The sequence below is a fragment of the Pseudoalteromonas sp. MMG012 genome (genome assembly GCF_018100875.1).
Lineage (GTDB): Bacteria > Pseudomonadota > Gammaproteobacteria > Enterobacterales > Alteromonadaceae > Pseudoalteromonas > Pseudoalteromonas aurantia.
Window position 1 is genome coordinate 26,301 of sequence record NZ_JAGJEF010000034.1, and the last position, 22,250, is coordinate 48,550.

Annotated in this window: 19 protein-coding genes and 1 other RNA gene; 8 read left to right on the forward strand and 12 right to left on the reverse strand. The window is 41.6% G+C overall.

Annotated features, from left to right (window positions below; translation table 11 throughout):
• Positions 1-149 precede the first annotated feature (149 nt).
• The 3 genes from J8L97_RS12575 to J8L97_RS12585 all read left to right on the forward strand — a co-directional run bounded on the left by J8L97_RS12575 (position 150) and on the right by J8L97_RS12585 (position 4,299).
• Positions 150-2,063, forward strand: a complete 1,914-nt coding sequence (locus tag J8L97_RS12575; protein ID WP_211050154.1) for a methyl-accepting chemotaxis protein — start codon at positions 150-152, stop codon at positions 2,061-2,063.
• Positions 2,064-2,228: 165 nt separating this feature from the next.
• Positions 2,229-3,419, forward strand: coding sequence for a tetratricopeptide repeat protein (locus J8L97_RS12580; RefSeq protein ID WP_211050156.1), 1,191 nt, complete (start codon positions 2,229-2,231; stop codon positions 3,417-3,419).
• Entirely contained in the window at positions 3,361-4,299 is a 939-nt protein-coding gene (locus J8L97_RS12585; protein ID WP_211050157.1) for a M28 family peptidase, read from the forward strand. The genes J8L97_RS12580 and J8L97_RS12585 overlap by 59 nt, the downstream gene beginning before the upstream one ends.
• Here the strand turns inward: J8L97_RS12585 and J8L97_RS12590 are convergent.
• Positions 4,227-4,544, reverse strand: coding sequence for a GIY-YIG nuclease family protein (locus J8L97_RS12590; protein ID WP_192508002.1), 318 nt, complete (start codon positions 4,542-4,544; stop codon positions 4,227-4,229). The two genes, J8L97_RS12585 and J8L97_RS12590, sit on opposite strands and share 73 nt — an antisense overlap.
• A 126-nt stretch (positions 4,545-4,670) precedes the next feature.
• Here J8L97_RS12590 and J8L97_RS12595 point away from each other — a divergent pair, with 126 nt between their 5' ends.
• Positions 4,671-5,030, forward strand: coding sequence for an outer membrane protein assembly factor BamE (locus J8L97_RS12595; RefSeq protein ID WP_192508003.1), 360 nt, complete (start codon positions 4,671-4,673; stop codon positions 5,028-5,030).
• 97 nt (positions 5,031-5,127) lie between these two features.
• On the opposite strand, the gene J8L97_RS12600 is transcribed toward J8L97_RS12595, so the two are convergent.
• On the reverse strand, positions 5,128-5,442 hold the full coding sequence (locus J8L97_RS12600; RefSeq protein WP_192508004.1) for an RnfH family protein: 315 nt from the start codon (positions 5,440-5,442) through the stop codon (positions 5,128-5,130).
• On the reverse strand, positions 5,439-5,876 hold the full coding sequence (locus tag J8L97_RS12605; RefSeq protein WP_192508005.1) for a type II toxin-antitoxin system RatA family toxin: 438 nt from the start codon (positions 5,874-5,876) through the stop codon (positions 5,439-5,441). The genes J8L97_RS12600 and J8L97_RS12605 overlap by 4 nt, the downstream gene beginning before the upstream one ends.
• A 141-nt stretch (positions 5,877-6,017) precedes the next feature.
• Here J8L97_RS12605 and smpB point away from each other — a divergent pair, with 141 nt between their 5' ends.
• The gene (smpB, locus tag J8L97_RS12610; RefSeq protein ID WP_192508006.1) at positions 6,018-6,500 is read left to right on the forward strand and encodes an SsrA-binding protein SmpB; all 483 of its coding nucleotides are present in this window, start codon (positions 6,018-6,020) and stop codon (positions 6,498-6,500) included.
• Positions 6,501-6,932: 432 nt separating this feature from the next.
• On the opposite strand, the gene fabB is transcribed toward smpB, so the two are convergent.
• The gene (gene fabB / locus J8L97_RS12615; RefSeq protein ID WP_192508007.1) at positions 6,933-8,147 is read right to left on the reverse strand and encodes a beta-ketoacyl-ACP synthase I; all 1,215 of its coding nucleotides are present in this window, start codon (positions 8,145-8,147) and stop codon (positions 6,933-6,935) included.
• 180 nt (positions 8,148-8,327) lie between these two features.
• On the opposite strand from fabB, the gene mnmC reads away from it, so the two are divergent.
• Positions 8,328-10,319 carry a bifunctional tRNA (5-methylaminomethyl-2-thiouridine)(34)-methyltransferase MnmD/FAD-dependent 5-carboxymethylaminomethyl-2-thiouridine(34) oxidoreductase MnmC gene (gene mnmC, locus J8L97_RS12620; RefSeq protein ID WP_211050167.1) on the forward strand — a complete coding sequence of 664 codons (1,992 nt, stop codon included), beginning with the start codon at positions 8,328-8,330 and terminating at the stop codon, positions 10,317-10,319.
• 56 nt (positions 10,320-10,375) lie between these two features.
• Here the strand turns inward: mnmC and J8L97_RS12625 are convergent, their stop codons facing one another.
• Entirely contained in the window at positions 10,376-11,251 is an 876-nt protein-coding gene (locus J8L97_RS12625) for a flagellar protein MotY (RefSeq protein WP_192508008.1), read from the reverse strand.
• Positions 11,252-11,446: 195 nt separating this feature from the next.
• Between J8L97_RS12625 and rnt the strand changes: the two genes are divergently transcribed.
• Entirely contained in the window at positions 11,447-12,118 is a 672-nt protein-coding gene (gene rnt / locus J8L97_RS12630) for a ribonuclease T (protein ID WP_210996765.1), read from the forward strand.
• A 52-nt stretch (positions 12,119-12,170) separates the two neighbouring features.
• Here the strand turns inward: rnt and J8L97_RS12635 are convergent, their stop codons facing one another.
• From J8L97_RS12635 to J8L97_RS12660, 6 genes are all read right to left on the reverse strand, one after another.
• On the reverse strand, positions 12,171-14,312 hold the full coding sequence (locus tag J8L97_RS12635; protein ID WP_211050159.1) for a tetratricopeptide repeat protein: 2,142 nt from the start codon (positions 14,310-14,312) through the stop codon (positions 12,171-12,173).
• 179 nt (positions 14,313-14,491) lie between these two features.
• Positions 14,492-15,496: a type I glyceraldehyde-3-phosphate dehydrogenase gene (gene gap, locus J8L97_RS12640; protein WP_192508010.1), complete on the reverse strand. Its 1,005-nt coding sequence runs from the start codon at positions 15,494-15,496 to the stop codon at positions 14,492-14,494.
• 18 nt (positions 15,497-15,514) lie between these two features.
• On the reverse strand, positions 15,515-16,135 hold the full coding sequence (gene eda / locus J8L97_RS12645; protein ID WP_210996696.1) for a bifunctional 4-hydroxy-2-oxoglutarate aldolase/2-dehydro-3-deoxy-phosphogluconate aldolase: 621 nt from the start codon (positions 16,133-16,135) through the stop codon (positions 15,515-15,517).
• A 26-nt stretch (positions 16,136-16,161) separates the two neighbouring features.
• Entirely contained in the window at positions 16,162-18,015 is a 1,854-nt protein-coding gene (edd, locus tag J8L97_RS12650) for a phosphogluconate dehydratase (RefSeq protein WP_211050168.1), read from the reverse strand.
• Positions 18,016-18,487: 472 nt separating this feature from the next.
• A complete protein-coding gene (locus J8L97_RS12655; RefSeq protein ID WP_211050161.1) occupies positions 18,488-18,658 on the reverse strand; it encodes a hypothetical protein in 171 nt (56 codons plus the stop codon).
• Between the two features lie 359 nt (positions 18,659-19,017).
• Positions 19,018-20,649: a DUF342 domain-containing protein gene (locus tag J8L97_RS12660; RefSeq protein ID WP_211050163.1), complete on the reverse strand. Its 1,632-nt coding sequence runs from the start codon at positions 20,647-20,649 to the stop codon at positions 19,018-19,020.
• A gap of 264 nt (positions 20,650-20,913) precedes the next feature.
• On the opposite strand from J8L97_RS12660, the gene ssrA reads away from it, so the two are divergent.
• Positions 20,914-21,270: a transfer-messenger RNA gene (gene ssrA / locus J8L97_RS12665) on the forward strand.
• A gap of 201 nt (positions 21,271-21,471) precedes the next feature.
• Here ssrA and J8L97_RS12670 read toward each other — a convergent pair.
• A partial coding sequence (locus J8L97_RS12670) for a transposase (protein WP_211050165.1) occupies positions 21,472-22,250 on the reverse strand: 779 nt, incomplete at its 5' end.

Here is a 22,250-nt window from a genome sequence, read left to right on the forward strand (position 1 = left end):
GCTATGGGCTTTTTTCATATCTATGCTTCATTCGTACCTTTTTTAACATTATACAAAAGTGGTAATTTAATGAACAATTGCTACACTTTGTTCGATCGCATTATTGATTATGGTAGAATAGTTCCCTTGTTTTAGAAAAGTGTGGATCAATGCGAAAAACTAGCCTTACAATCACTCAAAAAATCACATTATTAGGTAGCCTAATTGCAATAATTGTTGCAGGGATAATCGGTGCTACTGCGATTTATAGCGCAAAAACGATGACTGAAACACGCATGTTAGAGTCAGAGCTACCTGCAAAAGTCGAAAGCATTAACAAGTCAATCTCAAAGCAAATCTACCAACTAAAAGATGCAGCTAAACAACTCTCTAGTAATGTTTTTATTACTGAGTCAGCAAAGAATGGGCAACTCAGTGAAACGCTATTAGTGAACGAGCTCGGAAGGTTGGTTGACCAATATCAATTGGCCACGGCTTCATGGGCTAACCGAGAAACACGACAGTATTGGAACCAACATGGCTTTCTCAGAGAACTAAATCATCAACAAGATGGCTGGTTCTTTGGCTTTACACAAAGCGGGGCCGAATACTCAATTAGCATTTTCCAAGAATCCCCTGGGGATGTAAAAATGTTTGTCAATCATCAGCAAACAAATGGCGTCGGCCTTGCCGGACTTGCAAAAAGCATTGATGATATGCAACGTATGTTGAGTAATATGCGAATCGAAAAAACCGGATTTGTATTTGTGGTCAATAAAGAAGGTACCATTCAGCTGCACCCAGATGCAGCATTAGTTGCCACCACCACACTCAGAGATTTATACGGCAACCAAGCTGTTGGTAGTTTGCTTTCCAATCAAGACTTCGTCGTTGAGAAACTCAACCTAACCGAGCAGACAACCTTAGTCGCAGCAAGTCCAATTGCTGGTACTGACTTATATGTCATCGCCCAAGTGCCTGAATCTGAAGTCATTGAAGAGATTCTATCCCTGCAGTGGCAGATAATTGCTTTTTCAGTTGCCGTTGCACTCGTTGCGAGTTTGATTAGCTTATTCTTAGCTAAAAATTTAAGTGCGCCGCTATCAAATATGGCACAACTATTTGCACGTTTAGGGAGCGGAGACGCGAAACTAAATTACAGAGTGCCAGAATCTGAGCAACCAGAATTACAGGCTTTAGCTGAGGGTTTTAACCAGTTTATTAATAAAATTGAGCAAGCCATAAAGAAAGTTGCCAGTGAAAGTGGCGATATTCGTAGTGCCAGTGAACGCGTTTTTGAACAAAGCCAAAGTAACTCTCAATCTCTCGATGAGCAGAAGTCACAAACTATTTCAGTGGCTGCCGCAATAAATGAAATGGGGGCAACGGTACAAGAGATTGCTGGAAGCGCAAATAATACAGCTAAATTGACAGAACAGAGCAAAGAAATGTCAAATCAGAGCCACCATGGTGTTCAGCAAAGTCAAACCCAGCTACAAGGGTTGGCTAATGATATTGATGCGATGGCCTCAGAAGTAACGACATTGGCCGAAAAAACGCAATCTATTGCCAATATTGTCGATGTCATTCGCGGAATATCAGAACAAACGAATTTATTAGCGCTCAATGCGGCAATTGAATCTGCACGCGCGGGTGAACATGGCCGTGGTTTTGCCGTAGTAGCTGACGAGGTACGTGCACTCGCCAGTAGAACTTCGCAATCAACTGATGAGATTCAAGCCACAATTACAGAGTTAACGGTTGCATCTGACTCTATTGTCAAACAAATTAGTCAGTCGAAGCATCAAGCAGTACAAAGTGTTGAAACAATGCAAAACTCTGTGGAACTGATGGAAACCATCACCGAAACTGCAAACCAAATTAATGATATGACCACATTAATCGCTGCTGCCACCGAAGAACAAAGTAACGTAGTTGCCGATGTGGGCCGAAGCATTGAACATATCAGCACCATTAGCGATGAAGTTATGAATGAGCAGTTAAATACTGAGCATTCAATTCAAGCGCTTGCAGACTCAGCTAAAATACTAGATGGCTTAGTAGCCAGCTTTGAGCAAGGGTAATTTAGCGGCCTATAAAAGTTCACTTAACCGAGCTTCTAAATGGTGTTTATATCAAGCGATATAAACACCATTTATTCCTGCAACAATTTGTAACCAAACAAACTACTCCTCAGTTATATTTTGAACTATGCTTGATAAATAAGCAGTTTTAAGTGGGAGGTGGTTATGTCCACGCTAAATAAAATAAAATTCGTCAGTCTAATCCCGATATGTTTTTTACTAAGTGCGTGTTACAGCACTGAACAACAAGTATCGACAAATAAAAACTTATTGAACGATACCCTTTTCTCCGAACATCGCGTGCCGAGTGAACGCGAAGTATTTCAGCTTGATGCTAAAATAAAAACACAACTTGATGTGTATTTTAGAGGGGCAACCCCTTCGTTATCACAGACCCAAACCTTGCTTAAATTTTTAGTAGATAATGGTGAATCATCGCTGTCTTATCAGTCAGGTGCTAATTTAACCGCTTCAGAAGCCTACTTTGATCTCAATGCGAATTGCCTTTCATTATCTATTTTATCATTTAGCCTCGCCGAGCACCTTGGTTTTGAATCCCAATTCCAAAGAGTACATATTCCAGAATATTGGGATCAAACATTAGGGTATAGTTTATTAACCGGGCATGTGAACTTGGTTATCACTGAATCAAACTTTGCCAGAAATCGAACAAGAACCAGTGCTGTGTCACTTTATACAGCACCAAAATCGCTCACGATTGATTTTGATCCCAACAGTCGCCAACAAAAATTCCCAACATCAAACATTACTAAGCAAAGAATTTTAGCCATGTTTTATAGCAACCGTGGCGCCATACATATGATTAATGGCGAGCACGACTTTGCCTATAACTATTTTAAGGCCGCGATAAATATTGATGAACATTACTCAGGTGCATGGGGTAATCTTGGGGTGTTATATAGAATCGTTAACCAACACCAACTTGCAGAGCAAACTTATCAACAAGCCCTAGCATTAAACGTAGATAACAAAACTGTGATGGGAAATATGGCGTTATTGTATAGGTTAACCGAACGAGCGCATCTAGCGGATTCAATCGAAAGCAAACTCAGTGCAGAACGCAAAGATAACCCGTACTACCAAATTGTATTAGGGAATGAAGCTTTAGAAGCGAACAATTTAAGTCTCGCGCTTCGTCACTTTAATAGGGCAAGAAGACTTGATACTAAACTGCATAGCAGTTATTTTGGCATTGCAAAAGTACATTATTACCGAGGTAACCTTGAGCAAGCACAAAAGTACTTATCACAAGCTTATAAATTATCTGAATTTAACCATGATCGAAAACGCTACCAAAATAAACTTCAGTGGTTACAAACTGTGGCTAAAAATTAGTGTTTTAGCCTTTTTTACCGCCGCCTATCAAGCTAGTGCGTCGCAATTGCACGAAGATATGCTCACTTTAACAAGCCCAGCACATGCTGGGCGACCCGCAGGTAAAACTGACACCCCAAATATTAGCGGGCAATATATATATAATCGGTTTGAGCATCTGAATTTAGAAACGAAATATCAAGCTTTTCCATTTAAGGCTGGCTTTTTTCGCCATGCTACAGGGCATAATATCATCGCAACGCTACCCTGTAATACACAAACTTGTGGGAACAACCTCGTTATTACAGCCCATTATGACCATTTAGGAGGCCAACCTACGTCTTACTATGCCGGTGCAAATGACAATGCATCGGGTACATCTGCATTACTTTATTTAGCCGAACTACTGAACAACAAAACGCGAAACCGTTCAGTGACGTTTGTCGCAACAGATGCAGAAGAGAAAGGCTTATACGGTGCAAAATACTTTGTAAGTCAACTCAAGGGCACAGATATCGCCTTAAACATAAATCTAGATATGTTAGCCCCAACGTCTAAAAATAGAGTCTACGTGTTACATTCTAAGCACACTTCCAATGCTCTATCTATCCTTAAGACACTCCCTACGCCTGACTTCAACCTGAGAATTGCGAATTCACGTTATAAAATGCAAAGAATGATGGATAACCCTCGAATTGATTGGCATCGTGCCAGTGATCACTATGCATTCGCCAAAGCACGCATACCTTATATTTACTTCGGCATTGGGGAAGATAAAAACCACCACACTAAGCGCGATACAATAACCGCTATTGATTTTGAGCGGTATCAGCTTGTTGTTAATTTCATTAGTGATTTTATCGTTAAATTACTCGACTCACCATTAGAGGCAACCAATTGAATTTTTTGTGCTTTATTGAGTTTTTTAACTTGCCATTCTAATTTACAAGCATCACTTTTAGTACCCACTGGGTATGAGAAAACCAATTGTAGCGGTGCTTTGCCTTTTAAGTTTTTGGCCCCTTTTCCCTCTTGGTGCGCCTCAATACGGGCAGCTACGTCATTAGTCACCCCGGTATACCAATGACCAAATCGTGTTTCAACAATATAAATATACCAGGTTGACTTGGCATCAATCTCAGACATTTCTTATTTTTTCCCTTCTATTGAGAAACTTTTTCTATACACTAAGGTCGAACTTCGACAAGAAGCTTTACCTTCTGCGCTTAATCGGTATCATGCAAATAATTGAAAATAAGGATACACAAATACATGCAGTCTAATAAATCCCTTTCTGTTTGGCTCGTTGCTTTTATAACGACGGTAATGCTGTCTGGTTGCTCTAGCTGGGTATATCGCATCAATGTGCCACAAGGTAACTTTTTAGAACAGTCAGATGTAGAAAAACTACGCATAAACATGACTCGCGAACAAGTGTTATTTGTTTTAGGCAGCCCAATCGCGAAGGATGCTTTTAACAGTAAGACTTGGCACTATGCTTATGTATTCAATATAGACCGTGAATCAGAACAACGTAAATCGCTGACCGTGTATTTTGAAGATGAAAAGCTAACCCGTATTACCGGCGATTATGATGAGCCTAAAGAGTTCAACACTCCTTTAGATGAATAACGCTTTTGATAGTTTAAGATTAAAAAGGGCTTTAGGCCCTTTTTTGTTGTCTTGCGCACCGATAATAGACCAATCACCACAGTTAATGACCTACTCTCTAGGTTCTACCACCGGTGATCTTATTTGCTCTGCCTTCTTCTTTTGCTTTTTCTGCTCGACGTCGACGTGCATCTTTCGGATCTGCAATGAGTGGTCGATAAATCTCGATTCGGTCCCCTTCCTTTACAGCTTGCTTGCCTTTTACTGTGCGATTCCAAATCCCTAATGTTAAATTAGTAGGATCAATATCTGGACATTTATCAAGTATGCCTGATTGTAGTACCACTTGCTCAGCAGAAGTCCCTTCTGCAACATCTACGGTTAACACCACCGCTTTGTGAGGCACTGCAAACACTACTTCAACTTTTATCATGAGCGTGCCCCATATACCGTTTTAGCGCGCTGCGTAAACGCTGTTACCATATTTTTAGCAACTTCATTAAAAATCTTCCCAAAAGCCAATTCCACTAACTTATTTGCAAATTCGAAATCAAGTTTTAACGTCACTTTACAAGCTTGGTCATCTAATTCAATAAACTCCCAATAACCATATAGTGACTTAAATGGCCCATCCACTAACTGCATTTTCATTTGATTGCCATCAAAACTATTTTTTGTGGTAAACCACTTTTTCAGCCCAGCTTTTGATATTTCTAAACTGGCAACCATATCGTTTGAGGTTGCTTCAATAATTTTTGCATTTGAACAATTTGGTAAAAATTCTGGGTATGCGTCAACATCATTAACCAGAGTAAACATTTCTTGAGTGCTATACATCACCAACGCACTTTTTTCTATTTGTGGCATAGTTACTCCATTCTATTTGTCGCGATTTTAGCAAGCTTTTGAAAATTTATCTTGTATGCAGTAAGCTCCTGCGCGAAAATAAGACATAAATTTGAAAAAGCACTATTTTCTGTCCACTTTTCTAGGTAAACTACAGCCATTATGGCAAAGAAAAAATCATCAAAATCAACAACCAATACCATCGCGCTCAATAAAAAAGCGCGACATGAGTATTTTTTACACGATAAGTTTGAAGCGGGTATGGAGCTCCAAGGCTGGGAAGTTAAAAGTATCCGAGCGGGCAAAGTAAACATTTCAGACACCTACATTCACCTTAAAGATGGCGAAGCATTTTTGCTTAGCAGTCAAATTCAACCACTAAACAGTGCTTCAACGCATGTTATTTGCGATCCTATGAGGTATCGTAAATTATTATTAAACAAACGGGAGATTGACCGTTTAGTGGGTGCAACAGAGCGAGATGGTTTTTCCCTTATTGCAACCGCAATGTATTGGAAAAAATGCTGGGTAAAACTAGAGTTTCACTTAGCCAAAGGTAAAAAGATGCATGACAAGCGTTCAGACTCCAAAGATAAAGATTGGTCTCGTGAAAAAGAGCGTCTTATGAAGCATTCAGCACGCTAACTTCAGTTTTCTCTAGTAAGGGAAGATACTGTTCAGATTACAACGCTCAATATATTATTGGGCGTTTTGTATTTTGGGACCTTATATTTCACGCAGTCATGACAGATACCTACCAGCGGTTGCACTACTTGACTCACTCAGAACAAGGTGAATACGTTCTCACTCAAATCGTGCCATCATGTGTTAGTACACCTATCAGCCGATGAATCACATAGAGTAGAACAAGTATAAAACTTCGCTTTACACGGCTCGTACTGTGCATCGTGGTTGGTGTACCTCCTAAAGCAAAACACCATCTATTTGAATTCATTGAGGAGAAGCCACATAACATGTGCCAACACGACAATTGAAAAAGTATCAGCTTTAGTCAGTATTTATCAAAAATCGACATAAAAAAACCTCGCTTAGCGAGGTTTTTTTATATGTTTAAACTTAACCTTTGTACTTTTGCATCACGAGTGTTGCGTTTGTACCGCCGAAGCCAAAGCTATTTGACATCACCGTGTTTAACTCAACATCACGACGTTCGGTCACAATATCTAAGCCTTTCGCTTGTTCATCTAACTCGTCAATATTAATCGATGGTGCGACAAAATTATTTTCTAGCATTAATATTGAAAATATTGCCTCATGTACACCTGCGGCACCTAATGCATGGCCTGTCATCGCTTTTGTTGCACTTATTGCAGGAGATTTCTCACCGAACAGTTCTTGAATCGCGCCTAGCTCTTTAACATCGCCAACTGGGGTCGATGTACCATGCGTATTTAAGTAATCAATCGGGCCATCTACATCTTGCATCGCTTGCTTCATACAGCGTACTGCACCTTCACCTGAAGGCGCTACCATATCATAACCATCTGATGTCGCGCCGTAACCGACGATTTCTGCATAGATGTGCGCACCACGAGCAAGTGCATGTTCCAGCTCTTCAACAACAACAATACCACCCCCACCCGAAATAACAAAACCATCACGGTTTGCATCATACGTACGAGAAGCCAATGCCGGTGTTTCATTATACTTTGTAGACAATGCTCCCATTGCGTCAAATTCCATTGCCAGTGTCCAATGTAATTCTTCACCACCACCAGCAAAAATAACATCTTGCTTACCAAGCTGAATTTGCTCAACGGCGTTACCAATACAGTGAGCAGATGTTGCACATGCTGAACTAATTGAGTAATTGACGCCCTTAATTTTAAAAGGGGTTGCCAAACATGCTGATGTTGTACTCGCCATAGTACGCGGCACCATATACGGCCCAACACGCTTTACACCTTTTTCTCGTAATATATCTGCGGCTTCAACTTGATGCTTAGAAGAACCACCACCTGAGCCAACAATTAAGCCCGTGCGCTCATTAGAGACTTGATCTTCTGATAAGCCTGAATCTTCAACAGCCTGCGCCATTGAAATATAAGAAAATGCAGCTGCATCTCCCATGAAACGGTGTGCTTTACGGTCAACAAAGTCTTTTACGTTAATATCAAGGTTACCTGAGACATTACTACGTAATTTATACTCGGCAAATTCAGGGTTAAAAACGATACCGCTTTTTCCTGCTTGTAGAGATTCTAATACTTCTTGCTTGTTATTGCCGATGCTTGAAACTACACCGATCCCCGTAATTACGGCTCTTCTCATGGGTAAATTCCCTTAGTCATTTACTAAATTGTGGCTATTCTACGCTGAAATGCCCACCGAAGTGGTCAGCTTTCCAGCTTACACACGTACTCTGAATTCTTTTTACTCAAATTACAACGGACTATTACATATAAAACGCGTAAAATGACATTAATATTTTTGCTGTTACTACATATTACTATGATAAAAAATGCACAAATCCATTTCAATGAGATGGGCACGCCAGTCGCCGATAGGTTCGATGACGTATATTTCTCAAATGATGACGGACTCGCTGAGTCTCATTATGTCTTTTTTACTCAGAATAATATAGCCGAGCGATTACAAAATCATGACCAATCTCATTTTACCATCGCTGAAACAGGATTTGGCACTGGGTTAAACTTTCTCAATGCTTGGCTACAATTTAATAATCGACCAAAAAACAGCGCTGTGAATAAACTCCATTTTGTTTCGTTTGAAAAATTTCCAATTAAACACCAAGAACTCGTGAAAGCACTTGCTGCATGGCCATCACTGCAACAACAAGCTAATGCGCTATGTAGCCACTACCCCATTGCACTTGCTGGGTGCCATCGTCTTGAATTTGAGCAAGGCACAGTCGTATTAGATTTATGGTTTGGTGATGTTCATGACTCATTACCCCAATTAAGCTATCAGTCACAAGGGATTGTTGACGCATGGTTTTTAGATGGTTTCGCGCCGAGTAAAAACCCAGATATGTGGCAACAGAGTTTATTCAACGCAATGGCTGATTTATCTCGGTGTAACGCAACGTTTGCGACATTCACGGCCGCAGGGTTCGTCCGTCGCGGTTTACAAGATGCAGGTTTCATCTGCAAGAAAGTCAAAGGTTTTGGCCGTAAACGCGAAATGGTGGTAGGCACACTAGAAAAAGCAACAAAGCAGGAAACCACCCCAGCATATTATTACCATGATACGCGTGCGTTAAACAACGTCGCAATTATTGGAGGGGGTATCGCAAGCAGTTGCTTGCTATATCAATTAGCCAAACGAGGGAAAAAAAGCACTTTTTTTTGTCAAGATAGTAAACTCGCACAAGGCGCTTCCCATAATCGCCAAGGTGCTGTTTATCCGAATTTACAAGCGGATAATTCTCCCCCCAGTGAACTATACGCCCACACATTTTTATACGCTAGACGATTTTACGATGATATACATAAACAAGGGTATCACTTTGATCACAATTGGTGTGGCGTACTATTACAAGCTTTTAATGACAGTAAAACACAGCAACAGAGTAACTTAGTCAACAAAGCTCAATGGCCAACCCCTTTGATTAGGCCTGTAACCCAGTCTGAAGCCTCTGATATCGCGAGTGTAACCTTGCCATATGCGGGGTTATTCATCGAACAGGCCGGTTGGGTGGACCCAGCGCAACTGACACATGCAATATTTAATGCTGCGCAACAACAGGTAAAGTCCGACAGCTATTTTAATACGGATATTGAACGACTAGAACATACTGAAAGCGGCTGGTATTTACAGACAGAGGATAAAAAGTTCGGGCCTTTTTCTGATGTTTTTATTTGTGCAGGTGAACACAGCGATCGCTTTAGCCAAACCGCTGACATAAATATTCATGGCGTGAGGGGGCAAGTGTCACATATTGCTCAAGGCTCTGAATCAAGTAAATTAAGCACAGTATTGTGCCACAAAGGATATTTTACACCTAGCCACAATGGTGAGCATTGTATGGGAGCCACATTCGATAAAAATACCAAAAGCCGAGAAGTCAAAGCGGATGACAATGAAACCAACCATGCACAACTTATGAAATTTTACAGTCAAACTGAATTTGCCCAAGGTTTGGGGGAAATTAACAGCGAGAAAGCCGCCGTGCGTTGTTGTTTTAGCGACCACGTACCAATGCTTGGCCAAATACCAGAGCAACAAGATTTAATCGATAGCTTCCATAATTTAACCAAAGGTAAACATTATGGGTTTGGCACTCCGGTAACGCCTCATCAAGGGCTGCACGTTCTTACGGGATTTGGTGCTAGAGGGTTATGTACTGCGCCCCTCACAACAGAGCACTTAGTCGCCAGCTTATGTAATGAGCCCAGACCACTCAGCGAACGTGTACATCATGTAATACACCCAAATCGATTTATTGTTAGAGATTTAATTCGTAATAAAATTGGTGTTTAACGCTATCATTTCAAAAAGCCGCCTACAATAGGTGGCTTTTACTCTATTGCTCGAATTTAAGATTTTGCAATTTGAATGATCACCCGACGGTTCTTACGGCGTCCTAGCGCATTATCATTTGGTTCAACATGTCGTTTTTCACCAAAGCCGTCGGTGCGAACTTTCTCACTTGGTACGCCCATATCTGACATATACCGCTTGATGGTTTCTGCACGCTTGCGTGACAACACCATATTGGTATTTCTCCCGCCATAGCTGTCTGAATACGCCGAAATATAGATAGACTCTATATTTTCGTCATTCTTTAAATACTCTCCAATCATCTCTAAACGCTTTCTTGAAGACTTAGTCAGCATACTAGAATTCTTTTTATAGTTCATTACTGTAAAGGCTATGTCTTCAAAGCTGTATGGAAGCAAGTTATCTCTACATTGTAGAAATGCCCAATACATCTCACGAAAATTAACAGACGATAACGCCACTGAAATTTGATCACTGCTATTTTGCCAATCTTTATAATAAAATGTGGGATAGTTGCCTTTTTCAAGCTCTGTCAGCATTTCCCATGCGATACTATTATCAAGTTCACCATCGAACTTTTTCAGTAATTGCATTTTACTAATATCACGGACTGGATTACCCGCACGCCATGCCGGAGGCACTGATTGTAAACCTGCAAAGTCGTAACTTTCAGGACGCACAACCATATCTAAATTAAATGTCAGGTCTTTATTTTTACTGGCTGTTGACGTAAAGATTGCATCTCCATAGTAAGGCACTTCATGGTTAAGTTCACAAGAAAGACGAGTTGTTTTATCAAGCGTCCAATGAGACGTATCCGCGTTGGCACTATATTGCCGCATCGCTGCATTCACTTCACTTACTACGCTCAATAAGCAGCCAAAACTGAGTATTAATACATGTAATTTCACAACCTGACTCCAACTTTGTCAAAAAACTGCCAACTTAAGTCGCTATTTACTATGACAAACTAAAAAATGTAATTCGGCTCAACAGTATAAAGCAATTATTATGCCTAAAAAAATAACGACATTCATCCTACGCAGTTAACATCCTCTTGTGTAACTTGTATAATGGCTGATTCACATTCAGCAATCAAAAGTATTATGGCAGAAACAGAGCAAACCTTATTTTCACAGCGCTTCCGTGGCTTCTTCCCTGTTGTTATCGACGTAGAAACAGCAGGCTTTAATAAAGATACCGATGCATTGCTAGAAATTGCAGCTTCAGTACTCAAAATGGATGAGCAAGGTGAACTAAGCTTAGATCATACTTTGCACTTCCACGTTGAACCGTTTGAAGGCGCAAACATTGAGCAGTCCGCCATTGAGTTTAATGGTATAGATCCTTTCTCACCGCTACGCGGGGCTGTTGCCGAAGCTGATGCGATTAAAGAAATTTGTAAAATGGTGCGTAAAGCACAAAAAGCAGCTGGCTGCTCTCGCTCTGTTATTGTGGCCCACAATGCGGCATTTGATCATGGCTTTTTAAACTCGGCCATCGAGCGCAATAACATCAAACGTACCCCATTTCATCCCTTTGTTAGCTTTGATACCACATCACTTGCCGGACTTGCACTCGGTCAAACAGTCTTAGCCAAAGCTTGTCGCACTGCGGGGATCGAGTTTGATAATAATCAAGCACATTCCGCATTATATGATACAGAGCGTACAGCTGAACTGTTCTGTCATATCGTGAATAAGTGGAAAGCATTAGGCGGCTGGCCTCTTCCTCCTGAAGAAGAGTCAGATACCCCAACTGAGCCTGACGCATCATAAAATAAAAAAGCCACTAAATTAAGTGGCTTTTTTACTCATATTATCACTATGGCTAGTGCGTATTATACTCAAGCGTACATGAACCAATAGTGCTATGTTGGCATGCTGCTTTACGGTAATACTGAGAAAATGCTTCGCTTTTTTCAACCCCATGACCTAACTCGTACATCTCAGCCAAATTGCGACATGAGCGGCTCTCTTTATTTGATTTGCATACTTTCACAAACATCGCCACGGCACGTTTCAAATCTTGACTAACACCATGACCATCGCGATAAGCTTCAGCTAAAAAATGACAGCCGGTCATATAATTGTTATCACAGGCAATATTAAATAGTTTACTTGCTAAAGCACTGTCTCTTTTCAAGTTATCGCCATCGCGATGAAGTAACCCCAACTCAACACACGCCTTGCTATAGCCTTTATCGCACGCTTTATTATATAACACCCTCGCTTGTTCAAGGTTTTGCTCCCCCCCATCACCAAAAATATACATTTGCGCTAAATGTGTCATGCTGGGTGTGTATCCTAGCTCTGCTGCCAACTCAAAGTAAGATCGTGCGATTACATCGCTTTGCTCAACAGCAAGCCCGCGTCTAAAGTACTGGCCAGCTTTATTTAAACATTGTTTATTACCTTTATTTGCACACAATAAATACCATGAAATAGCAAGGTCCTGGTCTGCACTCACCACTTCGCCAAACTGATAACTGCGTCCAAGTTCCAATTGAGCCCGTGCTGAATAATTTAATGCCGAACGTCGAAAAGCTAAATACGCTGCCATTTTATCTGGTGTGTCAAAATAGCCAAATTTTAGCGCTAGCCCTTTTAGATAATCTCCATGTGGGTGGTGTTTTTGTGCGGCCTTATCAATCCATTTTTTTGCCTTTAGCCAGCCATCACTTCCCTTTTTATTCGCTCTTAGCAATAGCTCCGCATAGGTTGACTGAGCTCCTGTTAAGCCTTGCTCAGCTAAGAGTGAAAAACCAGATAATGTATTAACAAGTTCATCCTCTTTAACTTCTTGTAAGGCATGTAACTGAATATAGTACTTAGCTTTTAATGAGCCTTCACTCGCAGCCATTTCTATATATTTAGTCTGCTCTTCTAACGCATTGGCATCCGCCACTTTTTTGTATAACCAAGCATATTTTAACCGTCCATCCCCAGGAGATAACCCCTGCTCAGCATCCGTCATATACTCATTCGCCCGAGTTATATTCGGCTCTACCCCAATCCCTTGTTCGTACATTAATGCCAAAGCGATATTGGCGTCCAAATACCCCATGTCTGCGCTGTGGGTGAAGTATGATTCACACTGCGTATTTAAATCATTGACTGGTACCTTATTTAAACACAACACGCCGAGTTTATAATAGGCAATAGGACTATTATCTTGCGTAGCGCGGTTATACAAAGCAACAGCGGCTTCCCACTCTTGTCGATGCGTTAACAATTGTGCCTTAGCCAGCCGCGCACCAGTATCTTTGATTACTAAAGGGTCTATAACTTGTGTTTCAAGTAAATTTGAAATAACACCAAATGGGTACTGCACACCCAGTACACTGTGAATAAACTGATTGTTTTCAAAGTAAATTTCTTTTTGTAGCCCCGTAACAGGATCATTTACCACATATATTAAGTAAATAGCCTGTTTTGCATGCGCCAGTTGCAGGTAGATATCAATGATTTCATGATCAGACCGTTCCATCATGTCAAAAGCATCAGCCCAAGTCATCACTTCATATGCCGAATAGTATTCATTGCCATTGCCGCTAGCCCGTATTCCTGACTCTATCAAAGCCACAGCCGATGCATGATACCGAGCCTGTGCTAGATCACCATACGATTCAAAGCACGATTGAGCAGATAAATGTGGTTTCACAGACCAGAAGTTCGCTCGTGTCAATTCAAACCAATTTATATCTGTACAAAGCACATTATGTTGCGCAATATCAATTAAAATCTGCTTATATTCTTCATCTTTTTGGACCACATCGCGCACGAAAGATGACGCTAAATAAGCTCGCCAAATAGCATTGTAACTCACTCGCTCCGGGTTGTTTCGAAAGGTATCGATAACACTCATATACCTCTGGTTTTTTTGCGCAGCGCTTATGCTTTGTTCTCCTGTGCTTTTACACCCGGCCAACACAGCACATATTAACAACAGCCATAACCTCAACACCGACATATTCGTTCTCTTTAAAATTAGTGACCAAAAGTAGCAACATACGCCACACGTATTATTGAAAAGTTTCAATAATATCATTAATCATGACAATAATTTAATGACTAACAAGTAATCTGTGTAGAAAAATAAAAAGGCCGCTGAATAGCGGCCTTTTGACAAGTAACTCTAGTTATAATGCGTTATAGGAACTGACCTAATGCTTTAACTTGATCAATCATGCGGTTTGAAAAACCCCATTCGTTATCATACCAAGCCATCACTTTAACCAATTTACCATCGGCTTTAGTTTGTGACGCATCAAATACTGATGACGCAGGGTTATGGTTAAAATCAATTGATACAAGTGGTAATTCGTTATATTCGAGAATTCCAGCCATCGCGCCCTCAGCTGCTGCTTTCACAACTTGATTCACTTCTTCTGTAGTGGTATCACGCTTAGCAATAAACGTTAAATCGACCAAGGATACATTCACTGTCGGTACTCGAACCGCCATGCCATCAAGTTTACCTGCAAGCTCTGGCAATACTAAACCTACGGCCTTAGCTGCCCCTGTTTTAGTAGGGATCATTGACTGAGTCGCACTGCGCGCTCGGTACAAATCTTTGTGATATACATCACATAAGTTTTGGTCATTCGTAAATGCATGAATAGTCGTCATACTACCTTGTTCAATACCAATAGCATCATTCAATGCTTTTGCAACAGGAGCTAAACAGTTCGTCGTACATGAAGCATTTGAAATAATGGTGCTTGAAGCTGATAACACGTCACTGTTTACACCGTGAACAACGGTTGCATCTAGGTCAGTACCAGGTGCTGATACGATCACTTTTTTAGCACCTGCTTCAATGTGCTTTGATGCAGTCTCGCGTGAAGTGAAAATACCCGTGCACTCTAATACAATATCGACATTTAGCGATTTCCAAGGCAAATTTTCTGGATCTCGCTCTTGCGTTAGGGCTATTTCATCATTACCAATAATGAGCGTGTTATCTGCAAGCGTCACTTGCTGATTAAAGCGCCCATGTACAGAGTCAAATTGCGTCAGATGCGCATTAACATTCGCTGGTGCTAAGTCATTAATAGCAACAATTTTTATTTGTTCGTTCTGGCCAGACTCATAAAGCGCTCGTAAAACATTGCGACCGATACGGCCATAGCCATTAATTGCGATGTTGATCATAACTGAGATTCCCCTTGATTATTTAACTTCACTTGCTTGTTTTGCAAGCGCTTCAATGGCTTGCCAGTCTTTGTTAGCGATAAGCTGCTTATCAAGCATCCATGTACCACCAACACAAATTACGTTCTTCAACGCCAAGTACTTCGGCGCACTGTCTAATGAAATCCCACCTGTTGGGCAAAAAGTGACCTGAGGTAGCGGGCCACCTATTGATTTAAGCATTGGCACACCGCCAGCTGCTTCTGCTGGGAAGAATTTCAAAAATTTAAACCCATGAGAAGCTAATTGCATGACTTCACTTGGTGTCGCGGCTCCTGGTAAAAAAGGAATATCACTGGCTTTGGCTAATGCGAGTAGCTCATCATTTACGCCTGGGCTAACCATAAAGTCTGCACCCGCTGCCACTGATGCTTCAAATGATGCTTTATCTACCACTGTTCCAGTGCCAACGTAGGCTTCTGGGACCGTCTCTTTCATAATTTTTACTGCTTGCGCTGCAACTGGTGTGCGCAATGTTACTTCGAGTGCTTTTAAGCCACCGTTATACAAAGCTTGTGCAAGTGGCGCGGCATCTTCTAAATTGTCAATAACCACTACAGGCACGACTGGTGCCGATGATAAAATCTGTTCAATACTCATGTTAGTCCTCATACCCAATGCGTTTATTATTGATCTAGACCAAAGGCACTTGCGCCTAGGTCTGCACTGCTAACAATGTTTCTAAAGCCAGTGAATAACTCTCTACCAGTACCAAATGTTGCTTCTGGTTCACTCAATTGCAACTCTCGTGCTGAGAGCTCTTCGTCTGACACATGTACAAATAGCTCGCCTTCAGGGGCATTTAACGTCACCAAATCACCCTCATGAATTTTAGCAATAATACCGCCTTCAACCGCTTCAGGTGCTAAGTGAATGGCTGCAGGCACTTTACCTGATGCACCAGACATTCGACCATCAGTCACTATCGCAACTTTGTAGCCTTGATCTTGCAATGTTGCCATCACCGGCGTTAATTTATGAAGTTCAGGCATGCCCTTCGCTTTCGGACCTTGCTCTTTTATCACGGCGATAAAATCTTGGTTTAACTCGCCATCTGCATATGCTTGTTGTAATGCAGCTTGTGAACTGAACACCTTCGCTGGCGCAGTCACTGTTTGATGCTTTTCATCTACTGCTGATACTTTAATTACCGCTTTACCAATATTACCTGTCAGTAGTTGTAAACCACCTTGTGGACTGAATGGATTGCTTACAGGGCGCAGTACATCTTCGTCGAGTGAATTCTCAGGACATGGCACCCACTTAACTTTGCTAGGGCCTGTACTGTTTGTCATAATTAAACTCGGATCTGCGGCAAGCATTGGCTCTTGCGTATAAGCATCAAGCCCTTCACCAACAATGGTTTTCACATCGTTATGTAAGAAGCCACCATCACGCAGTTCACGCATTAAAAAGCCCATACCGCCGGCTGCTTGAAAGTGATTTACGTCTGCCGATCCATTCGGGTATATACGAGTAAGAAGAGGCACAACTTCAGATAAGTTGGCCATGTCTTTCCAAGTAATTTGCACACCGGCTGCACCAGCCATCGCAACCAAGTGAATAGCGTGGTTGGTAGACCCACCAGTTGCTAGTAAACCAATAAGGCCATTAATAACGGTTTTCTCACTCACTACATCAGCTAAGCAATTGGCATTTTTGCCATCAATAAGCTGTTCCAACATCTGCTCAACTGCATTACCAGTTAAGCCATCTCTAAGCTCTGTGTAAGGATTAATAAATGAGCTACCCGGTAAATGTAGGCCCATTATTTCCATTAACATTTGGTTGGAGTTTGCCGTGCCGTAGAAAGTACAAGTACCTGCACTATGATAAGAGGCGCTTTCCGCTTCGAGTAATTCTTCTCTGCTGACTAAGCCTTGTGCAAACTTTTGGCGAACGCGTGCTTTTTCTTTATTTGGGATACCCGACTGCATTGGGCCAGCTGGTAAGAAGTAAACTGGCAAGTGGCCAAATGACAATGCACCAATCAAAAGGCCTGGGACAATTTTGTCACACACGCCAAGGCAAAATACCCCGTCAAATACGTCATGTGATAATGCAACTGCGGTTGACATGGCAATCACATCTCGAGAAAACAATGACAATTCCATGCCATCACGGCCTTGGGTAACCCCATCACACATCGCCGGAACACACCCTGCAACTTGCGCTGTAGAATCATACTTTTGGGCTATGTCTTTGATAATGTCAGGGTAGTCTTTGTAAGGTACGTGGGCAGACAACATATCGTTATATGAATTGATTATGCCCAAGTTCGGTTGCTCGTCTACTTTTAGACGATCTTTATCTGAACTAGAACATGCAGCCATAACATGAGCAATGTTGCCACATCCTAGGCCTGAGCGTACGCGTGTTTGTTTTTTTGCTTGTTGTATGCGAGCTAGGTAGGCTTGACGCGTTGTTTTACTGCGTTCGATAACACGTTCTGTGACTTCTTTAATTCGAGGATGCAACATCATAAAATTCGACTCGTCTCTATCGTTAGAGGAAAAAGGCTCAGCAGATTTAAAGACTCCACTTTAATACCGTACTGAGCTTCTTTTGATTTACCCGTTCAAAGGTACGCTACCAGGTTGTCTCTCACCTCAACCTGACACCGGTGTCACTGTATTAAGCCACGCTTATGACACCGGTGTCAACCTTTAACCTTAAATTTAGATTAAAAAATTAAAATGACCACCAATAAATTATTGGCCAATATGAATAAGAAATGGAGAAGTAAAAAATAAACTAATTAGCAATGAGTAACTTAAAAAACTCACTCGTAAACGAAGATTTACTAACGCGCCTATTTTACAATGTGTGACTTATTGAGTACTTAAAGAAGGGGCAATATACCTATCATAAGCACTCGCTCACTAGGGATCAAGACTATAAACAAGCAGGTATATTCACGTCACGTTGAATGCAGTACAGTGAAGTGCGGTATCATACATTAACTTGTACGTGTACTAGCTCAGGCCCGTTCCAAACTAACCCCCGATGTTCATCTTTGTGATGTAGGTCAGTGTTTATACTAAACTCGGCAGCAAAAACTTCAATATACTCATCACTCTCTGAGCCAATAATTTTCATTACTACAGAAGGTCTAAACCACATCACTCTCTTTAATCGCTCTGACGTATGCCAAAACCAGCACAAAAACTCTTATATAAACAAAAAAACCAATAGTCAGCTAAAACTCAACTTTTAAGCTAGCCCCTTTCCTTATATTGCTCTAACGCAGGTCAGAGTCCATTTCACACCCAACAGCGAATTATTCCAATAAACACATACCTTATCACACGAATCGCCTTGTCGAAGTGGATCAATTAGGCAGGCCCCGCACTTCCTTATACTGACAGAAACAGATCTAAACCCCACATCACTTTGCGCTTATAAGCGCCAACAACAAAAAAGCGCCTTATCGGCGCTTTCTTTCAAACAGACTTTAAACTCAATTTACATTTAAGTACCCTTTAAGTACTAAAGTGCTGCGTGATTTTCCCTTCGTCGAGCTTGACCATGTTGGGTGGGTAAATACGCGTAAATTGCTTACTATCAACAGCAATAGTTAGCTCAATACCTGGATGCATCAACTCATTGACCTTTATCCGGCTCGTTTTAACAAGACGTGCCAATTTTTGCTGCACTAGTCGCATATTTCGCTGATTGCGCTTGTAATGCTGATTCAATTGCTGTTCGCTCATTTCTAACTTTTTCAGAAATGCATCTCTTTTAGCTGTTTTCGGCGATTTATTGGCCTTTATTTTAGCCCGGGTTATTTCCACAACCTTATCTGATAAACGTTTTTCAAACGTCTTAAACTCTTCTTGTTTTTCTTTTAATTCATGCCAGTTTTGGGCAATTGAAATACGTGTTCGGGTCCCTGAAGGCGCACCTAATTCACCTGTTTCAATTCTAAGTGCATTTAAAACGTTGCCGCCGATGAGCTTACCGCGTGGTTTTTCACCTTTACCAATGCGTATTAAACGCCGAGACATTAAATCACAGTGCAATACTTGGCGATCAACCAATAAATCCTGACTTGTTTCGATATGGCAATACTGAGCATAACCAACTGATACTGTACGTGAAGCCTTAATATGACAAGAGAAATCTTCCCCTTCACTGCGCTTTCTGCCAATTGCACCTTGCATAATGGTAATGGCACTCGCACTTTCAAGTATTGATGACTCAACGAACCCGATAACCGTGATGTCGCCGGTCGCTTTTACGCGCATACCATCTTTTACATCACCGCTGACAATAACACTGCCATCAAATTCAACGTGGCCGGTGGTCACATCAACACAGTCGTAACACAATACATCATCTACACGCATACCTCTTGGCACAGCAACAGGCACACCTTTGGCATCAGCAATCAATACGTTGGGATCTTTAGGGTGAAGTTTGGTGCCTTCCATAACTTGTAATTCAAAATCGCGGCCTGGCTTAGGATCCAAATCATCCCCAAATACCGTATATCCTTTTTCACCTGGGGTTGCCGGAACGCGTTTCATCAAGGGGCTGCCAGGGCTAACTGTAATAATGGCCCCTAAGTCCCGCATGTCTACTTTGCCGCCGTCTTTTGTTTGCGGGCTCAACACTCTGTCTTGCGCTGTCATACACAAACGCACAAAACGCGCATCGGTACCATCTTTTGCACGCACACCATGGGCAACTATTTCTTCATACACCATACCTGCTGGCTGTTCAAACTGTTGCCCTAAGAATTGCTCCAACACATCTTGATTAATACCCCGCTTAACACCAGCATCTGCCAACGCTTTCGCAGCCTTATCAACCGAGACCATTTTACCACCACAAGCAACCGTGATCCGAGCTTCCGCCACCATATTGGCATCGTCAACACGAATTGCGATTGACGCATCAATCGCTTTAGCAACAGCTAATGAATCTTGATCGCCTATTTCTGTAGCAGAAAACAGCTTACCTATATTAGCATGAATTATTTCACAATCTGCATGTTCAGATTGCTCCAATAACTCAACTAATTGAGAGGCACTCGCCGGAAAACCCGACTCAATAGGATGAGACAACAAATAGACATAGCCTAAGTCTTCATCAAAACGAAACAACGACATGAACTTTTTCCCAAAGTATGTGCATAGAATTCTTATTCTTATCATGCAAAGCAACAGCTCCATTTGAGCACAATGGACCCATAATGTTAAGCAGTAACTGTTACGAATTGCTACAAATTATGAATGATTGTAAATGCGACTTACGAATAACTTGCACATAAATTCGCCAACCAGTTCATATTAAATAAGTTATCGGCAAAAGTAGCTTGAGCTTGAGCATTACTTTCCGCTATACTGGCGCTCTTCACTGAATGAACATATTCAGGGGCTGATTAGGATTCGACGGGATTCCAGAAGCCTAAGGTGCATGTCGAGGTGCGGCTGGCCTCGTAAAAAAGCCGCAATTAATGTAATCGCAAACGACGATAACTACTCTCTAGCGGCTTAATAGCCCGCTAGCACTCCTCCATGAAATTCTTGTGGTTCTGGTTCTGGAGTGTCACCCAACACAAGATCGCTACGGAAACCCTGGCCGGGGTTGAAGGGCTAAAACCAAGCGGCCTCGCCTTTACTTATCGTGTACGTCCGAGATTTAAAGGTTAACCAAAAGACGATACTAAACATGTAGGACCGAAGGTCGACGCTTTCCGGACGGGGGTTCAAATCCCCCCAGCTCCACCACTTTAAAGTGTTATAAAACAGCCTGTTAGAGAGAAATCTTTAACAGGCTTTTTTGTGTTTGCTACGCAGTGTCCACATCTTGACCACATTACTTTTTTAAAGACCTAAAACCAACAGAAAATACGAGTTTTTAAATTAAACTCTAGTATTCCGCTCTCCTCTATTAAATCCAAGGCGGTCGACATCAAGTAACCTAAAAAATTAAGCCAGTAATTTTTCACATTGCTTGTAATTAGCACGCCGTTTAATTTCTAGGCTCGCACAATAATTATCAAGTTTGTGAGGTCGCCCTACTGCGCCGTGAAATACTTTGGTAAATTGTGTGGTGAGCTTTAACCAGTTCTCTGGGGCAATGTTCAGCCTGTCTAAAATAGGAGAATTAACTGGCCTGATGTGGCCTCGCTTGTCTGCTCGCATACATCGACCTGTTAGCTCGACCAGTTCTAAATACGATTTTAATTCAAAAGGTAAACCTTTGGGCATATGCTTTCGGGGGCTACCTGCAAAACGCGCTAAGTGTTTAGGCTGCTTGCCTTCTTTGGCATGTTCACAGCGTATTTTAACGCTCGTGCAGTCTGACGTTTCGGGTGTGTCAGCCATTTTCGCTCTGATTGGGTTTAAATCAACATACGCCATACACGCAGCCAGTGCAGCTTCATCAAGTAAAGCTTGAGATTTAAAGCGCCCTTCCCAAAATCGGCCTGTACAGTTATCTTCTTTATTCGCTTTTCGGGCTATGCTTTCATTCAGTACCCGCATAAACCAACTAATACTCGATAAACGTTCCCTAAATTGTTCAATATCTTTATTTAAAAAGTATTGCTGCGCTGAGTCTAGCCGCTCACCTTGAAGGAACTTATGAGACAGTATGGTGCCTTTAAACAGCTTATGCCATCTGATGATAATCGCTTTATCACTCAGCCTATTAGCCTTGATATCATCTACATAAAGTACAGTGTGAGTATGGTTACTCATCACCG